This is a genomic window from Kamptonema formosum PCC 10802 (genome assembly GCF_000332335.1).
Classification (GTDB): domain Bacteria; phylum Cyanobacteriota; class Cyanobacteriia; order Cyanobacteriales; family Oscillatoriaceae; genus Oscillatoria.
In genome coordinates this window covers 1,022,304-1,039,916 of record NZ_KB235948.1, presented here as the reverse complement: position 1 = coordinate 1,039,916, position 17,613 = coordinate 1,022,304, and the positions used below count along the sequence as shown (strand labels likewise).

At 52.9% G+C, this 17,613-nt stretch carries 16 protein-coding genes and 1 pseudogene; 11 read left to right on the top strand and 6 right to left on the bottom strand.

Features of this window, described 5'->3' with window-relative positions; translation table 11 throughout:
* Window positions 1-100: 100 nt before the first annotated feature.
* Both OSC10802_RS0104435 and OSC10802_RS38675 read right to left on the bottom strand, forming a co-directional pair.
* Window positions 101-1,276 carry a trypsin-like serine protease gene (locus OSC10802_RS0104435; RefSeq protein ID WP_017715581.1) on the bottom strand — a complete coding sequence of 392 codons (1,176 nt, stop codon included), beginning with the start codon at window positions 1,274-1,276 and terminating at the stop codon, window positions 101-103.
* 729 nt (window positions 1,277-2,005) lie between these two features.
* Window positions 2,006-3,799, bottom strand: a complete 1,794-nt coding sequence (locus OSC10802_RS38675) for a PEP-CTERM sorting domain-containing protein (RefSeq protein WP_017715579.1) — start codon at window positions 3,797-3,799, stop codon at window positions 2,006-2,008.
* Window positions 3,800-4,340: 541 nt separating this feature from the next.
* On the opposite strand from OSC10802_RS38675, the gene OSC10802_RS0104420 reads away from it, so the two are divergent.
* The 4 genes from OSC10802_RS0104420 (at window position 4,341) to msrP (ending at window position 7,940) form a co-directional block, all read left to right on the top strand.
* On the top strand, window positions 4,341-6,032 hold the full coding sequence (locus tag OSC10802_RS0104420; RefSeq protein ID WP_017715578.1) for an AAA family ATPase: 1,692 nt from the start codon (window positions 4,341-4,343) through the stop codon (window positions 6,030-6,032).
* 144 nt (window positions 6,033-6,176) lie between these two features.
* Window positions 6,177-6,416 (top strand): DUF433 domain-containing protein, encoded by a 240-nt coding sequence (locus OSC10802_RS0104415; protein WP_017715577.1) that lies wholly within the window; start codon window positions 6,177-6,179, stop codon window positions 6,414-6,416.
* On the top strand, window positions 6,413-6,769 hold the full coding sequence (locus OSC10802_RS0104410; RefSeq protein ID WP_017715576.1) for a DUF5615 family PIN-like protein: 357 nt from the start codon (window positions 6,413-6,415) through the stop codon (window positions 6,767-6,769). The genes OSC10802_RS0104415 and OSC10802_RS0104410 overlap by 4 nt, the downstream gene beginning before the upstream one ends.
* A gap of 187 nt (window positions 6,770-6,956) precedes the next feature.
* Window positions 6,957-7,940: a protein-methionine-sulfoxide reductase catalytic subunit MsrP gene (msrP, locus tag OSC10802_RS0104405; RefSeq protein WP_017715575.1), complete on the top strand. Its 984-nt coding sequence runs from the start codon at window positions 6,957-6,959 to the stop codon at window positions 7,938-7,940.
* Here msrP and OSC10802_RS45345 read toward each other — a convergent pair.
* Window positions 7,937-8,887: a type IV pilin-like G/H family protein gene (locus OSC10802_RS45345; RefSeq protein ID WP_017715574.1), complete on the bottom strand. Its 951-nt coding sequence runs from the start codon at window positions 8,885-8,887 to the stop codon at window positions 7,937-7,939. The genes msrP and OSC10802_RS45345 overlap by 4 nt on opposite strands.
* Window positions 8,888-9,033: 146 nt before the next feature.
* A complete protein-coding gene (locus OSC10802_RS0104395; RefSeq protein WP_017715573.1) occupies window positions 9,034-10,320 on the bottom strand; it encodes a Glu/Leu/Phe/Val family dehydrogenase in 1,287 nt (428 codons plus the stop codon).
* Window positions 10,321-10,978: 658 nt separating this feature from the next.
* Between OSC10802_RS0104395 and OSC10802_RS52570 the strand changes: the two genes are divergently transcribed.
* From OSC10802_RS52570 to OSC10802_RS57165, 4 genes and pseudogenes are all read left to right on the top strand, one after another.
* On the top strand, window positions 10,979-11,155 hold the full coding sequence (locus OSC10802_RS52570; RefSeq protein WP_198525058.1) for a hypothetical protein: 177 nt from the start codon (window positions 10,979-10,981) through the stop codon (window positions 11,153-11,155).
* A 215-nt stretch (window positions 11,156-11,370) separates the two neighbouring features.
* On the top strand, window positions 11,371-11,973 hold the full coding sequence (locus OSC10802_RS0104385; RefSeq protein ID WP_017715571.1) for a DUF4126 domain-containing protein: 603 nt from the start codon (window positions 11,371-11,373) through the stop codon (window positions 11,971-11,973).
* A 425-nt stretch (window positions 11,974-12,398) separates the two neighbouring features.
* Window positions 12,399-12,488: pseudogene (locus tag OSC10802_RS57170) on the top strand (pentapeptide repeat-containing protein); the annotation flags it as partial.
* Between the two features lie 39 nt (window positions 12,489-12,527).
* Window positions 12,528-12,749: a pentapeptide repeat-containing protein gene (locus OSC10802_RS57165; protein ID WP_512699231.1), complete on the top strand. Its 222-nt coding sequence runs from the start codon at window positions 12,528-12,530 to the stop codon at window positions 12,747-12,749.
* A gap of 273 nt (window positions 12,750-13,022) precedes the next feature.
* Here OSC10802_RS57165 and hemH read toward each other — a convergent pair whose 3' ends face one another.
* A complete protein-coding gene (gene hemH / locus OSC10802_RS0104375; RefSeq protein WP_017715569.1) occupies window positions 13,023-14,186 on the bottom strand; it encodes a ferrochelatase in 1,164 nt (387 codons plus the stop codon).
* A 112-nt stretch (window positions 14,187-14,298) separates the two neighbouring features.
* Between hemH and OSC10802_RS0104370 the strand changes: the two genes are divergently transcribed.
* Window positions 14,299-14,922 (top strand): class I SAM-dependent methyltransferase, encoded by a 624-nt coding sequence (locus tag OSC10802_RS0104370; RefSeq protein WP_017715568.1) that lies wholly within the window; start codon window positions 14,299-14,301, stop codon window positions 14,920-14,922.
* Between the two features lie 424 nt (window positions 14,923-15,346).
* Here OSC10802_RS0104370 and OSC10802_RS0104365 read toward each other — a convergent pair whose 3' ends face one another.
* On the bottom strand, window positions 15,347-15,904 hold the full coding sequence (locus tag OSC10802_RS0104365) for a Uma2 family endonuclease (protein WP_017715567.1): 558 nt from the start codon (window positions 15,902-15,904) through the stop codon (window positions 15,347-15,349).
* A gap of 208 nt (window positions 15,905-16,112) precedes the next feature.
* On the opposite strand from OSC10802_RS0104365, the gene OSC10802_RS0104360 reads away from it, so the two are divergent.
* Entirely contained in the window at window positions 16,113-16,631 is a 519-nt protein-coding gene (locus OSC10802_RS0104360; RefSeq protein ID WP_017715566.1) for a DUF29 family protein, read from the top strand.
* Between the two features lie 119 nt (window positions 16,632-16,750).
* Complete coding sequence (locus OSC10802_RS0104355) at window positions 16,751-17,272, top strand: DUF29 family protein (protein WP_017715565.1); 522 nt, start codon at window positions 16,751-16,753, stop codon at window positions 17,270-17,272.
* Window positions 17,273-17,613 lie beyond the last annotated feature (341 nt).

Here is a 17,613-nt window from a genome sequence, read left to right as displayed (position 1 = left end):
GTTACCCGGTTTTCTCTCGTTCCCAGCCTCAGGCTGGGAACGCAATCTGCCGGCTCTGGCTCCTTTCAACGGAAAAGCAGGTTAAAAGCCTAACAGCTTATCACCCGTGATATGCGGGTTTCCGCCGGCGCTTGCCCAAGGTAACGGCACTAAGCGCCCCAAAGCTCAACAAGCCAAAAACTGTGCCCGGTTCGGGAACTTTTTCGGCGTTTGAGGGAGGGGACGGATTCTCAAAACCGCTATCCCAAAGCCAAGAAACTTGATAGGAGTCATCAAAATAGTCAAATTCTGGTGGGAGAGGGGCTTCAGATGGAGTGGGTGCGCCAGAGGCAGACGAACTTCCGCCACTGCTTGTTCCAGAGGTGCCGGCAGTTGGTGCGCTAGCGGTGTTCTTTCCTGCAAGCGCTCCCATGGCACCATTTATCCAACTCGTGTGCCGCGAAACGCGAGTGGCGGCTGAAATATCGGTGTAACTGGAATCTGTTCGGTCGTCGTATAAGCCACTGATGAAAGAGTTAACACCGGCTAGCAAACCGTTAATGAAAAGTCCCCCGCCACTATCCCCAGGTGCCACTTGGTATTCTAAGTTTAGAGGTTGGCTGAGAGGGTCCCAAGACTTGGCTGTGCGCGGATCGTCAAAGTCAGATATCAGTAAATTGTCAGTATACCCCTGACTGCTAAGTTTGTTCCCAAGTGCGATGATGTTCTGTCCAGCGCGTTTAGTTCCGACTGTGTTAATATTATAGCCGGTTATGCCAGTACCTGTAGCGCCGAAACCAACGTATGTCCCCTGTTGCATATCCTCACCGGCACCCGAGAACAGGCTCGCCGCTGTGACATTCGCGACATTGCTCGCCAGACGCAGAACGGCAAGGTCATTGCCGGCTAGCAAATCCCGATTGGTAGAAAACCAGCTGGCGCGTGCTGTGGCACCTATAACAGAGTAGCTACTACCGCCCACCCAAAATGTGCCCTGGGTGAGAAATTGGTTTTGACTTTCAACACAGTGAGCTGCTGTCAGCACATAGGCAGATCCGATGAGGGTTCCCGAACAGCTCCAAGAGCTAGCAGAGTTTTTGGCTCCGAGATAGCCAACACTGGCATATTGATTTGCCAGATTTCTGTATTGCGAATCTGAGCGATCGTGGCGGATGGTGCCGGCAGCTGCGATCTGGCTCGTGCCGGCTGTTGCCACTAGCGCTGTCACAGCGGAGGCAATCACGCGGTGAACTTTCTGGCTGCGTGTTATTACAGTTACAGTTTTTCCAATGTTCATAGCAGACAACCCTGTCAGCGTAGTTGTTGGTGCGGGCAATCTCCAGAAGGCCATAACAGGATTTACGCAGCGACACTTAATTGTGGTGCCGGTTACTTCATGTGGTCTGGGGTGGGTTACGCTAGCGCTAACCCACCCTACATATAGAGGCTTTGCGTAAGTCCCGCACAAGTCAAGCTGGAGCTATTGCCTTTCGCTACAAGACGAAGATTGCCTTGTTAAAGTGCCGGTGGGAGCGATAGCAATAAACAGTCAGTGCGCGAAAACTGGGTCGGAGGGAACGCCTGTTTTACAAGGTATAAACATAAGTTCAGCGTTAGAGAAGCGGCGCATGCGCTCTTGAGCTTCTGGCGCAAGCGCCTACAGCGCTACGCCCTACCCTCAAGGTAAATATGTCCGTTCCCTAAGTCGCTTAGTTCTTAGGCTTTTAACCTGCTTTTTCGTTGAAAGGACGCAGAGCCTCCAGATTGCGTTCCCCACAGTGCACGCAGGCTTCCCGTAAGGCTCGGAACGAGAGAATAGAGATGGGCAGTGCACATTCTATGCGCCATAGCTTACTGCTATATAGCGTTTCTCAGTTGGATGAACTATGGCCCACAAACCCGGTTTGCTTTTATCTCATTCATATGAGATAAGCGATAATTGCAATAGAACTTAGGCAGAAACCGGGTTTCCTGCCCTGTTCCTTGACTTTCAGTGCAGGGGATGGCATCAGAAACCCGGTTTCTTTCATGGTTGTGCGTAAGTCCTATACAAATTCCCGGCACTTTTGGCGGCTAATTTCTGCTGGCGCTTCCGCAGGGTGACGGCACCGAAAGCACCGAAAGCCAGAAGCGCCAATACAGAACTAGGTTCTGGGACTTTTTTGGTGTCTGATTCCTGATAGCCTAGCGTGTACATGTCGAAACTGGCTAAATCGGTGTCAAAATCGAGTTTAATGGGGAAAACATCAGGGTTAGTTGGGTCAACGTTGAGGCCGGTGATGCTAAACTCCTTAACGCCGCTACCGAATAGGGAAACAAAGTCTATGCTGTCGCCGCCTGTGAATTCACCGAGAATGGTTTCCCCGACTGAAACGGTAAAAGGACTGTCAAAACCGCCGGGTAAGTTAAGAATCGAGGTAAACAGGGAGTCGCTAGTCATCTTGAAGGTGAAGCCAGTAGCAGATGGTGGGTCATACCAGGCACGTCCGGGCTGATTGATAAACTGGTAAACGGGCCCGTTCGTTCCTGTGGGATTATTAACCACATCCGGCATCAGGGGATTGGTCTGGCACTGACCCTGACCTGCCTCGGCGCGGTAAATACCCTGAATGCCATTCGCTAGTTGAGCCCAGAAGGCTATCTGGCATTTATTGTTCATGCTCTCCCGGTCCATCGAAAGAGCTGTCACTGTAGAACCAAACAGGGTATCGCCAACCCGAATAACCTTATCTTTTGCCAGCATATCCGCCCACGCTTGAGCACTATTCCCATTATATTTGGGGGAGAGGTAGTCCGGCATACCTGTGAAAATGCCGAAGTTCTGATAACCACCCCACTCACCGATAAATGCCACCTCTCCATTATTATTAATGGAAGGGCTCCTGGAAACGCTATGAATGGGAGGAGTATTGCCAGCAATTAGGCTAGTATTAGTTTGACTGCTGCTCAAGATAGCGGCGCTTGCCCCATTATTCAACCCAGTCCGGTAGACCACTCTGCCGCTGTTGTTGATGCTGGCGTCGTGGTATCGCCCAGTCATGAAAGTGGCAGGGTCAGACATGATGTTGTTGGTCGTAATGCCGTCCTTGCTCGTGAAGACACCGTTGGCACTGGTAAAGGCAACCGTTCCACTGTTGTTGATGGAAGGTCTTTGACTGGCGATCGGGCATTCAGCCCCGCCCCCACCACCTGAACAGTGGGTAATTTTTGTGGTTGCAGTGCCGTTGCTTTTGAAGATTTCCGAACCGCCTGCATCCAGAGAGGCAAAAAATGCTACCTCGTTGTTATCATTGAGGGAGAGTCCCTGCGCGAAACTGCTATATTGGCCGGTGGTGCTGGCAATGGTCGTGTAATTGGTGGTATTGCCCTGACCGATAAGAATGTCTTGCCCCCCGGTTTTCAAATTCCCGAAAAAGGCTACCTGTCCATTTTCGTTAAGGGAAAGTCCCTGCCCGAAATTGCTAAACTGGGAGTTGATATTCGTTGCAACAGTTTTGTTGGTTCCGGTGAGTGCGTTGGCTATGGTATTGTTTATGTACAGGCCCGTGCCGCCAGTTTTCAAATTCGCGAAAAAGGCTACCTCTCCCTTTTCGTTGATTGCGAGTCCCAGGGGTGGGGAGTTGGGGTTCTGACTTGACCCATTCCAGTTAGTAGAGCTCCAGGTAGTGGAAAACCCCTGACCAAAACTGCTGAAGCCATTATTGCTGCTGGTGCTGCTGTCCGCGATCTTCGTGAAGGTAAAGGCTTCTGCCTTGCCACCGGCCAGGACGCTCAGGCACAGTCCTATGGCCACGGCTTGAACTTTTTGATACCCTTTCATAGTTCCCTGATTCTCCTAATATATAGAGTCGCTCCTATCTTTGTATCTGGCTCGAACCCCGACTTTGACGAGAAACGCGGTTAACAAACTTTTACATAATCTGCCGGTTGGTCAGCTTGGTTTCTCGCACTGAAATAGCCAACACTGGAAAACCAACTTGCCAGATTTCTGCACTCCTAATCTGAGCGGTTATGGCGGATGGTGCCGACTCGGAGGCGCACTCCCCCAGTGGTGTCAACTTAAGCTCCGGGCGAATGTAATTCGCGGCTATACAAACGAAGTCCGCCTACGCGGACTAAGAGAAGAGCTGCAATGTTCACAGTCAACACTTTTCTCAGTCAAAACAGTTGAGGTTCCTGACCTTGAGTCTAGTATAAAGCCCCGGCTACTCATTTACGTAACTCATTTAGCTCAGCAATTTGCTCACTAATCAGCTCATAAGGGCTCACTTTTTGGCTCATTTGTCTCATTTGGCTCATCTTTCCGCTCACCACGCTGAGCTATAATCCAATTTAGGCAAAATTGTGGTAAAGGAGTGACGATGGCGGGTTTGCTCAGGGCATCTGAAGAGGGGCTGAGAATCGTGGACACAGCCAGACGCAACCTCGGCTGGAACAAGACAGGGGATGCCTGGTGTCAGGCGGCGCTGACTTCAAAAGCCACGTTGAAGCGGTTTTGGGCCAGACAGCCAATTCGCCGAGAGACGTTTATCGATATTTGCAAGGCTGTAGGCATCCATAACTGGGAAGACATTATTGAGTGCAGGGACATCCAGCAAACAGAGCCACTCCTGGCTGCGGCGATGGCCGATTTACCGGCATCGGGGGAGCCGGCTCAAAGCTTCCCACTCCCAGACAAACTGCCACCGGCACACATGTGGACAGGGCGAGCGCAGGAACTCGCAACCCTTAAAGCTCACATTCTCGGCACACATCCCAGGGACAATCCCACCGCCATCTGCATTGTTGGACTCACCGGCACCGGCAAAACCGCCCTCGCCAACCAGCTGATCCGCCAACTCCACACCGAAAAAGCCCCCTTCGCCGCCGCCGCATGGGCCACCTTGCGCTCGCCCACCGGCAAACCCCTCCCCTTTGACACCATTGCCGATTCCCTCTCCCTCTCCCTCTCCAGCACAGATCCCCCCAACCCCTCCCAACTTCCCAAAGTTGGGGCAATCGAATCGGGCTCCCCTCCAGATAACTGCCTCAAAAAGACCGAAAACCTGCTAAAATTGCTCAAAGAAAAACCCTGCCTAGTCGTCTTCGATGGCGTCGAGACACTCTTGAAAACAGGACAAGCCGGAGGTGCCGGCTATTTTGCCGAAGACTGCTCCGATTACGCTTGGCTATTCAAACAGCTGGCAGAAACAGAACACCAGAGCAAAATCATTTTTACCAGCCGGGAAACTTTGGCAGAATTGCCCAAACGGGAAACCCACACCCTGACACTGACTGGACTCGATGCCGAAGCCGCAGTCGCCCTGCTGCAATCTTTTCACCTAACCGCTACCCCCACAGAACTGCACGAACTGCAAGCCCGCTATCGCGGACATCCCAAAGCCCTAGAACTCGTCGCCGCTTTGATTCGAGACGATAGCGAATACGGAGGAAGAGTCCGGATATTTTTGCAGGACAGAGACTGGTTGCTGACGCACGATATTGAGAGTATACTAGATGAAGTGATGGAACACCTCAGCGATGAGGAGCAGACTTGCCTGTGCCGGCTTTCTGTCTACCAAACCTCAGAATATCCCCTCACTATTGCCGGCATTGCCGCCCAGATGCCAGAAGTGAGCCGGTACGATCTCAAAGAAAACATCCTCCTGGCGCTGAAACGCCGGCACTTGCTAGAATATGACAGGGAGCGAGAATCCTACCGCCTTCACCCCCTCGTCATCGAAAAAGCCGGTCACATCCTGTCTCAAAATCCTGAAGCCTTCCGCACCGCTCACCGGCAAGCTTACCACTATTTTATCACCCTTCCCATCAAACCTGAATCTGAATGGAACGATATCGAGGATATCAAGCCTTTGCTCAGGGCGCACTACCATGCGTCTCAGGCAGAAGATTGGCCGGAAGCAGAGCGGACAATTGCCTGGATGGATGAGTGCCTGCGCCGGTGGGGTTATGGAAAAGAGAAACACTCACTTTCTTTATTGTATCACACCTCACAAGTTGCCGGCAATCTTGACTTTGAAGTCAGGGAGATGCTTGGCGATCTTGAGGAATGACACGCGCTATTGGGCGGAAGCCCAACTACGAACTTTTGGGCTGAAGCCCAACTACGAACTTTTGGGCTGAAGCCCAACTACGAACCTTTTTATGTGTTATAATTAGGCAGGTAAAGATACTCTCATTCTCCCCGAGTTAGTGTCATGGAATGGCGAAACCGGATTTCTGTAAACCCCCAAGTGTGCCACAGCAAAGCTTGCATCACCGGCACTCGCATCATGGTATCTGTTATTCTCGATAACCTTGCTGCCGGTGTCAGTTCAGAAGAAATTTTGCAAAGTTATCCCTCTTTAACTCCTGAAGATATTCAGGCGGCGCTCGCCTATGCGGCTGAAATTGCCCGCGAGCGCATCGTGCCGGTAAGCTTGGAAGCTGGCAGATGAAATTTAAAATTGATGAAAATTTACCCGCCGAGTTTGCCGGACTCCTTCAGGCAGCTGGCTATGATGCCGTAACAGTTGCAGAGCAAAAACTCCAAGGAAAGAGCGATGCTTTGGTGATTGAGGTGTGCCGGCAAGAGGAGCGGATTCTGGTGACGCTGGATTTAGACTTCGCAGACATTCAAACCTATCCACCTGAAGAGTTTCCTGGTATAATGGTACTGCGCGTGAGCCGGCAAGACAAGCCTTACCTGATATCAGTCTTTCAGCGTGCCATCCCGCTGATGGCTAGGGAGCCGGTGGAACATCGCTTATGGATTATTGAGGAAACGCGGATAAGAATTCGGGGGGGATAAGAGGCGACTACAAACTTTGGGCTAAAGCCCAACTACGAACCTTTGGGCTAAAGCCCAACTACGAACCTTTGGGCTGAAGCCCAACTACGAACCTTTGGGCTGAAGCCCAACTACAAACTTTTGGGCTGAAGCCCAACTACAAACTTTATGCTACAAACAGTATAGTTCAACATGGAGTTGCCTGACAATGGTACTGATCCGCATCCCTAAATCCTGGGAGATTCCGGAACGAGAAGTGACACCTAGTGACGTTTTTTTCAACCGGCGTCGCTTCCTGAAAACCCTGATAGGTGCCGGTATCGGTGCCACTATCATGCCGGCACTCACCGGCTGCCAGAACAAATCCGAATCGGCAACCGATCCTTACGCCGGCACCCTCAAACTCGACTCCATCCAGCGCAATCCCGCCTTCGCACAAGTTGACCGCCCCGTCACCGACCAATCTCTCGCATCCACATACAACAACTTCTACGAATTCGGCGGCACCAAATCCATTTGGAGAAACGCTCAAGCTTTGCCTACCGAAACCTGGAAACTCGAAGTCAAAGGACTCGTTAAAAACCCCCGCACTTACGACTTAGACGACCTGCAAAAAAAATTCCCCCTCGAAGAGCGAATTTACCGGTTCCGCTGCGTGGAAGCGTGGGCGATGGTGGTGCCCTGGATTGGATTCCCGATGAAACTGCTGCTCAAAGAGGTCGAACCCGAACCTGCAGCAAAATTTGTCCGCTTCACATCCTACTATAACCCGCAAATCACCCCCGGTCCGGGCTTGCATTTCGGCTCCTTGCCGTGGCCCTATACTGAAAGCCTGCGCACTGACGAAATGGCCAGCGATCTGGCCTTTTTTGCCACCGGCATCTACGGCCACACTTTGCCCAAGCAGCACGGTGCCCCCATCCGTATGGTAACACCCTGGAAGTACGGTTTTAAAGGAGCCAAATCCATCGTCCAAATCGAGTTTCTCGACAAGCAACCGGCGACCTTTTGGAACACCTTGGTGCCGGGCGAGTATGACTTCGAGGCCAATGTTAACCCCAGCAAGCCCCACCCCCGCTGGTCCCAGGCGACAGAACGCATTGTTGGCAAAGGGCCGTCGATTGCCTGGGAAGTGCGCCCCACCCTGCCCTATAATGGCTATGGCGAATACGTCGCAAAGCTTTACACTTAAGGCAAAGGCTTTGACCCAGCGGGACACAGACTGTCTGTAGCCCCACTCTCAGGCGGGGCGGGCATCGCTGGCGGCGAGGTGGAGGGGGAATTAGTTTGACAGATCACGCGCACTGTAATTTCTTCCCCATTGTTTTTCCTGACAAAGACTGCGCCGGTGTAGCTGGTGAGCCCGTCCGCCTTTGCTTGGGCGGTTACCTTTACGCTCTGGGCGCGGTCGCTTTCGGCTAAAATCTGGTAGCGATACTGATCTGTTTCCGAGGGGATGCCGATGCCGAGATCCTCAAACTTTGTGGCAAATTTAGAATTTTCCACATAATAAGCCTGCTGCGCTCGGGTCATCACGTCAATTATCACTTCGCCCTCACTTTCTGGCGCTCGCGTCTTTTTCATCTCAACGAGTTGAGCGTTCTTCGGCAACGTGGTGGCGTCGGAAATTTTCTCGAACAGCGTACCGCCCTGAGTAAACGCTGCCGGTCTGGGCAGTCCGGGATTCGTGCCTTCCAGTTGCAAGCGCATCTTGCCGTCGGGGGTGATCTCCACAATTGTCAAGACGGTTTCATCGCTGTTAATTTTCACGTCCAGGTGCATCGGTTTGGGCGCATCATTGATTTGATACCCCATCTCGACGGCAGGTGAGGGCTCCTCCGGTGACGGGAGCACGATAAACAGCTTGCCTCCGGGCGCAAAAATGAATGTTAGCAGCCGCTGACCGGATGGGTCTTTTGCTTCCCACTGCCCCAGCAATTGCTTGACAGCAGGGCTCGATGGTGCTGCCGGTTGAGATGGAGGGGCTGCCGGCGCGGCGGATGGCTGGGCTTGGGGGGCTGCCGGTGCGGCGGATGGCTGCGCGAGGACGGGCGCACCGAGACTGCCGAGCAGACTCAGATAGAGACTGGCGGCGAAGGCAGGAAGGCGGAGGTGCCGGTGCAGGAGGCTTTTCTTCATAAGAACCCGGAAAGGCATTTTCTGGATTTTAGCTGAAACGCCGGCATCCCCGCCTCCAACCCGATCGGCGAGAAACCGGGTTTCTTAAAGAAACCCGGTTTCTGCCCGGGTTTCTGGCCACGCATTGGTGGCTGCGGCGATCTGGCTCAGGCGCTGAGGTAATAATCCCTTGTGCCTTTGGCACTAATCGCTTCGCCCAGCCGGTTTAGTGCGTGGACATAAGCCGCAGTTCGCATCGAGATGTCTAGCTCCTGAGAGAGCTGCCAAATAGGCTCAGTTTCCCCCACCATTTTCTGTTTCAATCGCTGATTGACTTCCTGCTGCGTCCAGTAAAGCCCGCTGCGATTCTGCACCCACTCGAAATAGGAAACCGTCACCCCGCCGGCATTGACTAAAATATCCGGAAACACATAGACGCCTTTTTCTTCCAAAATTTTGTCCGCCCCTGAGGTTGTCGGGCCATTAGCGACTTCAAAGATAATTTTGGCCTTGATATCTTTGGCATTCGCCTCAGTGATTTGATTTTCTAAGGCGGCGGGAACCAGCACGTCTACATCTAAAGTTAGAAGCTCTTGGTTGCTGATAATTTCATGCTCCACAACGTTACAGACGGAATCTTCGCAGTAGAGGGCTTTAATTCCTTTCTGAGATTCTTTGAACCGCCGGATGCTGGGGATATCCAGCCCTTTTTTGCAATAGACTCCGCCTTGAGAGTCGCTCACCGCCACCACTTTATAACTGGCTTTGGAGAGCAATTCTGCGATGTGCGCCCCCGCATTCCCAAACCCCTGCACCGCCACGGATGTCTCTTGGGGTGGCAGGTCAAATTTGGGCATCATGGCTTCCATGACAAAGAATGCCCCCATTGCGGTTGCGGTGTCTCGCCCCAAACTCCCGCCTAAGGTAATCGGTTTGCCGGTGACAACCGCTGGGGTGAGCTGACGCCGGATAATGCTGTACTGATCCATCATCCACCCCATGATCATGGGGTTCGTATAAACGTCTGGGGCGGGAATATCCACATCCGGGCCAATAAAGTCGGCTATGGCGTCAATATACCCCCGACTCAGCCGTTCCAATTCCAGCTTCGATAGCTCTTTTGGATTAACTGTCACCCCACCTTTCGCGCCGCCAAACGGCAAGTTTAACACGGCACATTTAAAGGTCATCCAGAAGGCCAAGGATTGCACTTCGTCTAGGGTAACATTGGGGTGATATCGCACCCCTCCTTTTCCCGGACCTCGCGTATCGTCATAGCGCACCCGGTAGCCTTGGAAAATTCGCAATGAGCCATTGTCCATGCGCACCGGGATGGACACGCTCAAGCTGATTTTAGGGTGTTTTAGGTGTTCCAGAGCGTCTTCTGAAATGGACACATATTTCATGGCTCGCTCTAGCCTTTCGCTGGCATCCGAAAATAATGATTTAGACATTTTAGCTGTTTTCTCCTGTAGTTTTTAAGCCCCAAAAAGTCCGCACCGGCAAAGCGCGTTTGTGGCACAGTCACTCACCGTGGCCACTCCCCGCGCTATGGTTTCTCGCGCGCACCCCGCAAACTGTATCTTTCGCTACTGAAATTTATCTTAGCATGTGTTTTGGGTTGTCAACAACTCGTTGGGGATCGAGAAAAAACCTGCGGGGATCGCCGGTGGCCGCATCCGGGCGGCCAATTTTGTGCTAAAGTCCAGCGACTTTTTTTTGGGGCATTAGCCCAACGACAAACTGGGGGCAGGGACAGCGGCGCTGGCAAAGACAAATTTGTCACTTCAGGAACGGGGGAACACCATCCGGAACTGGAACAGAGAGGGTGAGCCTAGAGGGGGTGAGGCCAGAGGGGGTGAGGCCAGAGGGGGTGAGGGGGTGAGGGGGTGAGGGGGTGAGGGGGTGAGAGGATGCCCGCATCGCTGTGGGGGTTTGCTATCTTGACAGAGAAGCTCCCCCACAAGGCACGCCTGGACTGTTCTCCGCCCGAGGCCGGTGAAAAAACCCCCGCCCGGGGGATGTGGCGAATACATCCAGGGAGGGAGCGATTTTCTGGCCCCCCTCTGGGAAAGACACATATAATAAGAGAAAGCGGGTGGGAATTCTGGGATGCAAAAATCCGCAATACTGATCGCAGGCATGAAAGCCGGCGGGACCGGCGTGAGAATGTATCCCGGACATGCGAATGAAGCACACGAAGGAAGCTCGGCAGCTCGCGTCACGCCCTGTCTCGATCTCGAGCGGGGCGCAAATGCGACCCTGCGTCCTTCTGCCGCTGTAGAATAGAGTGGGCAAATATACCTGCCGGCAGCAAAGATGTCCCATCGGCGAGAGTTTCTAGGCAAAGCATGTTAAACCGAAAACGTAAAGGGAAGCCTTCAGGCAAGCTGTAGGGGCGCTTTGACTGCACCCGTGAGAGTCCATTTGGGCTCCCATCCCGAATCTCCGTCGCTCTCGAGCGCGGAGAGTGTCAAAAACAAGCAAACTTTGGAATTGCGATTATGACAGAACTCCTAGCCGCGCTCTCCGCCTCTGCGGCAGGGGGAATGAGAATCGCCCTGCCTCTCCTTTTAATTGGCCTCTTGCACAGCGACAGTCTCTGGGATCGCGTTCCGCTTCTCTCCAGGATTCACCCGCAGGTGGTTGTGGCGATTTTGGTCAGCTGGTCGCTATTTGAGCTATTTGCCTCGAAAAAGCTTTTGGGCCAGCGCGTCCTGCAAATTGTCCAGCTCGTGTTTAGCCCGATTGTCGGCGGCATTATGGGGATGGCGATCGCTCAGGCAACTTTTATTGAGGGAAATCCCGCTCCCCCCTGGCTTGTCTGGATCATTGGCACAGTCGGCGGCTTGCTGGCGCTTGTCCTGCAGCTGGTTCAAGCCGGCTGGTTCTACCGGCTGCGCGGCTTGCCGGTTTGGGTGATTTTGGCCCAAGATATCCTCTGCGTTTCCCTGGTCCTGTTCGCCTTTGACGCACCCAAGCAGGGGGGCTTAATTGCTTTGCTGCTGCTGTGGCTGGCGATTCGCAGCTCTAAGGAGTGGTATCGCTGGTATGTCTCTCAGGGACCGGCTAAAAATCCCCGCCGCTATAAAAAAAGTCCCGATTGACCGAGCCGGCAGACGGCACGCCGGCAGACGGCACGCCGGCAGACGGCACGCCGGCAGAAGTTATAGCACTAGCCACTTAGGTTAGGGCACGGAGGGAACGCCTGCCCTACGTCAGGACCTCGCAGGATAGGCGTTTCTTTCCGACGAGCGTGTCCGAACCTAAGTGAATATTGCTCTATCCGGCAGAAGTTATCCGGCAGAATGAATTCTGCCGCTATACAGACAAAGCCCGCCTTTGCGGGCTCAGAATAATTAAGTAATTTATAGCAGTATTCACTTGGGTTAGGACATTAGACCTTCAGGCCCGCCGGACGCCGTACCGACGTCTATATCCCAGTAGTAATATGGTTTAGGACAATAGGAGCCGGAGTGCGGGGGTGCAAAAGAGGCCGAAATGTACGAACCTAAGTGCCTACTGCTATAAAATGCAAAAAACATTACTTGTGCAGCACTACCACTTGAGCGGTGCTCATCTCAGCGGCGCTCATCTCAATGGCGCTAATTTGACCGGCGCTAACCTCAGCGGTGCGAACCTCAGCGGCGCTAATCTCGATGTGGCTAATTTGGCGAGCGCTAATTTGAATGAGGCTCGGCTGAGTGAGGCTAGGTTGAATGCGGCTAACCTGAAGGGGGCTGATTTGGCTGGCCCTCATTTGAGGGAGGCGAATTTGTTTCGGGCAAATCTGAATAAGCTTATTATACAGAGGAGGCAGAGCCTCGGGCTTGGCGCGTTCCCAGGCAGAGCCTGGGAACGAGAAATAGCAGTATGCACTTAGGTTAGAACATTATACCTTCAGGCTCGGCGGACGCCGTACATACGTCTATATAGCAGTAAGCATTTAGGAACCCTACATTCCGGCCTCCCTTGCTCCAGAGCTCCCGAAGATTCTATTGTTCTAACCAATATGACTGCTGCTATAACTAACTCGATAAGTGATTCAAGGCGCAGGACCGGCGTCTCGCCTGTCCCTGTCCCAAGGCGCAGGACAGGCGGGACGCCTGTCCCGTCTGGCGGTTTCTCGGGGGGTGCACCGGCGAGACGCCTGCGCCTACAGCAACCCGACGAAGTGCAGGAGTCCGTGGCCACTGATGAGTTCGACGATTAAGGCCACAAAGCCAATCATTGCCAGACGCCCGTTCCAGACTTCGGCGGTGGTGGTCATCCCCCACTCCCAGCGCTCTTGCGGGTACATCTTGACTTTTTTCTTGGGGTGCATTACTTCGTCTAGCTTCAGGCTGGGGGCAACGGCAGCTTCGACTACGAGATCGGCTAAATCGTCAATAAATACGGGATGGGTGTTGAGCGCCGGCACGCGGTGGAAGTTGTGAATCCCCGCTTCTTCGGCGATCTCTCGATATTCTATGTCAATTTCTTCTAAGGTTTCGATGTGTTCGGAGACGAAGCTGATGGGAACGACGAGCAAATCATTGACTCCTTGGGCGGCGAGTTCCTTAATGGCTTCCTCAGTGTAGGGTTTGAGCCATTCCACCGGCCCGACGCGACTCTGGTAGGCTAGGGTGTGGGCATTGGGCCGGTTGAGCGTTTTCACGATCAGCTCGGTGCAGTGCTCGATCTCTTGCTGGTAGGGATCGCCTGCTTCTTCGACGTAGCTCACCGGCACGCCGTGGGCGCTGAAGAAGATGTGCACTCCGTCTGGATTGTCAAACTGGTCGAGCTCCTGGGCGATCAGCTGGGCCATTGCTTGCAGGTAGCCTGGGCGCTGATACCACGAGGGGATGACAGTGTATTCCATCCGGTAGAGGGATGGGTCTTCTTGCCAGAGTTTTTCCAGCAGCCGGAAGCTAGAACCGCTGGTGCTGATGGAAAATTGCGGGTAAAGGGGCAGGATCACCAGCTTTTCGAGCCGGTCGCGCTTGATTCTGGCGATGGCTTCCTCGGTGAAGGGGTGCCAGTAGCGCATGCCCACGTAGACTTGGGCCTCTTGTCCCTTCTGCTGCAGGTGCTGTTGCAGGGCGCACGCTTGCTCCTCGGTGATCCTGCGCAGGGGGGAGCCACCGCCGATCTGGCGGTAGTTTTCCTGAGATTTCCTGGCTCGCATGGTCGAAATCATCCACGCTAGCGGTTTTTGCATCCAGGGAAAGGGCAGGCGAATAATTTCTGGATCTGAAAACAGGTTAAATAGAAAGGGGCGGACATCCTCTAGCTGATCCGGCCCACCTAGATTGAGCAGTAAAACCCCAACACGGCCCATAGCAGTAACGTTTTCTCAGCTTTTTCATTTTCGTTACCTATTTTAACAATAAAATGGTTGGATAAATCAAACCGATATCACCGTTAACAGATTTTTATCAGAGGGGAGAGCTGTGGCCACCATTCTCAGGGACTGGAGTTACCGCTATCAGTGGCTGTACGATGGGATCTCGCGTCTGGCTGCTCTCAGCGTTGGCGGTGAGGGGCGATTCCGCCGGCTGGCTCTGGCTGGGCTGACTGTGACTCCAGAGACGAAGGTGCTGGACCTCTGTTGCGGCAGCGGTCAGGCGACTCAATTGCTGGTACAGTATTCGCGGGATGTCACCGGCTTGGATGCTTCCCCGCTGTCTCTGAAGCGGGCGCGGCAAAATGTCCCTCAGGCGTCTTATGTGGAGGCGTTTGCTGAGAGGATGCCGCTCCCGGATGAGCATTTTGACTTAGTTCATACGAGTGCGGCGATGCACGAGATGGAGCCGGTTCAGCTAAGGCAAATTATTCAAGAAGTGTATCGGGTGCTCAAGCCAGGTGGCGTGTTTGCGCTAGTGGATTTTCACCGGCCCACCAATCCGGTTTTTTGGCCCGGGGTGGCGGTGTTTCTCTGGCTGTTTGAGACGGAGACGGCGTGGCAGCTGCTCGATACCGATCTTGCCGGTGCGCTAAGGGAGGTGGGGTTTGCGGTTAGGGAGCCGGTGCTGTATGCAGGGGGGAGTTTGCAGGTGCTTCACGGGAGGAAGTGAGCTTCTACCCACAGGCGAGACGCCGGTTTTTGCACGACAGGCGGGATGCCGGTGCCTACTGTAAGGTGTTGCGCATTTATTCTTCCGGGGCGGGCACGGGGGCCACTGGTGTCAACTTAAGCTCCCGGCGATTGGAAATCGCGGCTACACAAACGAAGTCCGCCTTCGCGGACTTAAGAGAAGAGCGGGACTTTTCAAACCCGCGCAGGCGGGTTTGGTCTGTATAGCTGCGGTTTCAACCGCCTAGAGACTGCGGGACACAGCTTAAGTTGACACCGATGGCACGGGGGCCCGCCCCTACAGCTAAAAAAGGCGACTGTGGGGGAGCTGCCCCCTTTTCCCAACAAGCAAATTAAAAGTCTCAATTGCGCCCCTAGGGTTGGCGAACAGATAGCACGGCTTTAATTTTGTTTACCTTTTTACCCTAGACAGTAAACACGTCTTCATAGATTTCGGCCAGTGTCACGGTTAACCCGACAGACTCAAATCGGAGTTGATCGTCTTTGCCTAAGGTTTCTAGTGTCCAGTTGCCTTGCGTGTCTTTCCGGTAGATTTCTATTTTGATTTCTTCTTGGGAGACTAAGATGTATTCTTGAAGGCTGGGCAGTTTTTGATAGTTTAACAATTTTTCTCGCCGGTCGGTGGATTCTGTACTTGGGGAGAGGACTTCGACTATTAAGGTGGGGCTGGTTTTGACATATCTGTCTCTGTCTGCGGGGTCGCAAACTACCATGATATCCGGATAGTAGCCGGTGTTGGCAGCTTCTATCCTAACTTTCATATCTGACACAAAGGCTCGACAGGAGGTGCCTCGCAGGTGGGGGCGCAACCGAGCGTAGATATTGCCGACAAGGAGGTTGTGTTCCTGGCTGCTGCCGGTCATGGCAAAGATTTGACCGCCGACGTATTCGTGGCGAATCTGGCTGTTTTTTTCACATTCGACGTATTCAGCAAAGCTGAGGTATTGCAGCTGGACTTGCATAAGGATTAGTCAAGAGGTAGTAACTGGTATTATTCTAGCACGCTGCTGGCTAAAATGTGTGTGGGGCGTGTGAGGGATTGCCGGTGCTGCCGGTGAGTGGGATGGATGCCAAAACTGCCGTGCCGGCGCGACTGCCGGTTGAATCTTGCACCTGCAGGGTTTAAGTGCTATATTGAGTTTAGCGTAATTAAGTTTTGAAAGCAAAAATATGACGCAAGAACTGACAGACTTAAGAGCGAGTATCCTGGAGGGGCGCTACGCAGATGCTTTGGCGATTGTGGATGAGCTAGAAGGGATGAGCAAACAGGGAATTCTGCGAAATATACAATCTTATCTTCTGGTCCTGCTGGTTCATTTGATTAAGAACCAAGTAGAGCAGCGATTAACGGGATCTTGGGCCAATTCGATTCGCACTTCCATCCGAGAAATTAAAAAGCTGAATATCAAGGATAACAAAACCTCCTATTACATCAATCTCGATGAGTGGGAAGATGTGCTAGAGGATGTGATTGAGGACGCGATTGCCGAGGCAAGTGAGGAAGTGATGAATGGAAGATATAACCGTTTGCAACTCTCAGAAATGGTGGGGAAACCACAAGTCATACAGACTGCGACTGAGCTGCTAGCTCTCACTTACATTCATTCAGCCAAAGAGTTGCCGGCTATCTTGGATGAGTATTTAGCTCAGTTGCCTGGTGGGGAAGATTGGATAAACCGGCGTAAGTAAGATTGCCATCAGGTTAGGGGCGATCTCCCCGGAGAGCGCTGCTTTCAGCCGGTTGAATCCTGGAGGAAGCGCTCGTGCTATATTAAGCTTAGCAGCCAGAAGTTTTGAGGGACAGAAATATGACGCAAGAACTGACAGAATTAAGAGCGAGCATCCTGGAAGGGCGGTACGCAGATGCTTTAGCGATAGTGGATGAGCTAGAAGGGATGAGTAAAAAGGAAATTCTGCGAAAAATCAAGTCTTTTTTGAGAGTCCTGCTAATTCATTTGATAAAAAATCAAGTAGAGCAGCGCTTAACGGGGTCTTGGGTGTCGTCGATTCGAGTGGCCATTCGAGAAATACAAGACCTGAATCTCAAGGAAAATCAGACTTCATATTATATCAAAGCAGATGAATGGGCGAGGTTGCTGGAGGACGCAATTATTGAGGATGCGATTGCCGGTGCGAGTGAGGAAGTGATGGATGGAGCCTACAGTCCATTTGAACTGGCAGAGATACTGGACAGACCTCAAGTTATGGAGACAGCTCAGAAGTTATTAGCTCTGACATATTCCCATTCAGCTAAGGAGTTACCGGCAGCGGTGATTGAGTATTTATCTCAGTTACCGGGTGGGGAAGATTGGATAAACCGGCGCAAGTAAGATGGGGTTAAACCGCAATAGACAAGGGTAGTGGCTTCCCGCAGGGTTCACGCTGAGGAAGCGCCCGGAAGAAGGGGAGGGCTATCTCCCCTGCGCTCTTTACCATATAATTGCGCTCTCTGTCTAGAGGGTTAAACTAATTAACCGCCAAGACGCAGAGGACGCGCCCGGAAGAAGGGGAGGGCGATCTCCCCTGCGCTCTTTACCATATAATTGCGCTCTCTGTCTAGAGGGTTAAATTAATTAACCGCCAAGACGCCAAGGACGCCAAGGAAGAAGGAGAGGGGCATCTCTTGTGCGCCAGATACTATATAATTGGGCTGATGTCTGGATGCCGGTGT

Coding starts and splice junctions, on each gene's coding strand:
- OSC10802_RS0104435 (WP_017715581.1), bottom strand. CDS start 1,276: ATGAACATTGGAAAAACTGTAACTGTAATAACACGCAGCCAGAAAGTT.
- OSC10802_RS38675 (WP_017715579.1), bottom strand. CDS start 3,799: ATGAAAGGGTATCAAAAAGTTCAAGCCGTGGCCATAGGACTGTGCCTG.
- OSC10802_RS0104420 (WP_017715578.1), top strand. CDS start 4,341: ATGGCGGGTTTGCTCAGGGCATCTGAAGAGGGGCTGAGAATCGTGGAC.
- OSC10802_RS0104415 (WP_017715577.1), top strand. CDS start 6,177: ATGGAATGGCGAAACCGGATTTCTGTAAACCCCCAAGTGTGCCACAGC.
- OSC10802_RS0104410 (WP_017715576.1), top strand. CDS start 6,413: ATGAAATTTAAAATTGATGAAAATTTACCCGCCGAGTTTGCCGGACTC.
- msrP (WP_017715575.1), top strand. CDS start 6,957: ATGGTACTGATCCGCATCCCTAAATCCTGGGAGATTCCGGAACGAGAA.
- OSC10802_RS45345 (WP_017715574.1), bottom strand. CDS start 8,887: ATGAAGAAAAGCCTCCTGCACCGGCACCTCCGCCTTCCTGCCTTCGCC.
- OSC10802_RS0104395 (WP_017715573.1), bottom strand. CDS start 10,320: ATGTCTAAATCATTATTTTCGGATGCCAGCGAAAGGCTAGAGCGAGCC.
- OSC10802_RS52570 (WP_198525058.1), top strand. CDS start 10,979: ATGCAAAAATCCGCAATACTGATCGCAGGCATGAAAGCCGGCGGGACC.
- OSC10802_RS0104385 (WP_017715571.1), top strand. CDS start 11,371: ATGACAGAACTCCTAGCCGCGCTCTCCGCCTCTGCGGCAGGGGGAATG.
- hemH (WP_017715569.1), bottom strand. CDS start 14,186: ATGGGCCGTGTTGGGGTTTTACTGCTCAATCTAGGTGGGCCGGATCAG.
- OSC10802_RS0104365 (WP_017715567.1), bottom strand. CDS start 15,904: ATGCAAGTCCAGCTGCAATACCTCAGCTTTGCTGAATACGTCGAATGT.
- OSC10802_RS0104360 (WP_017715566.1), top strand. CDS start 16,113: ATGACGCAAGAACTGACAGACTTAAGAGCGAGTATCCTGGAGGGGCGC.
- OSC10802_RS0104355 (WP_017715565.1), top strand. CDS start 16,751: ATGACGCAAGAACTGACAGAATTAAGAGCGAGCATCCTGGAAGGGCGG.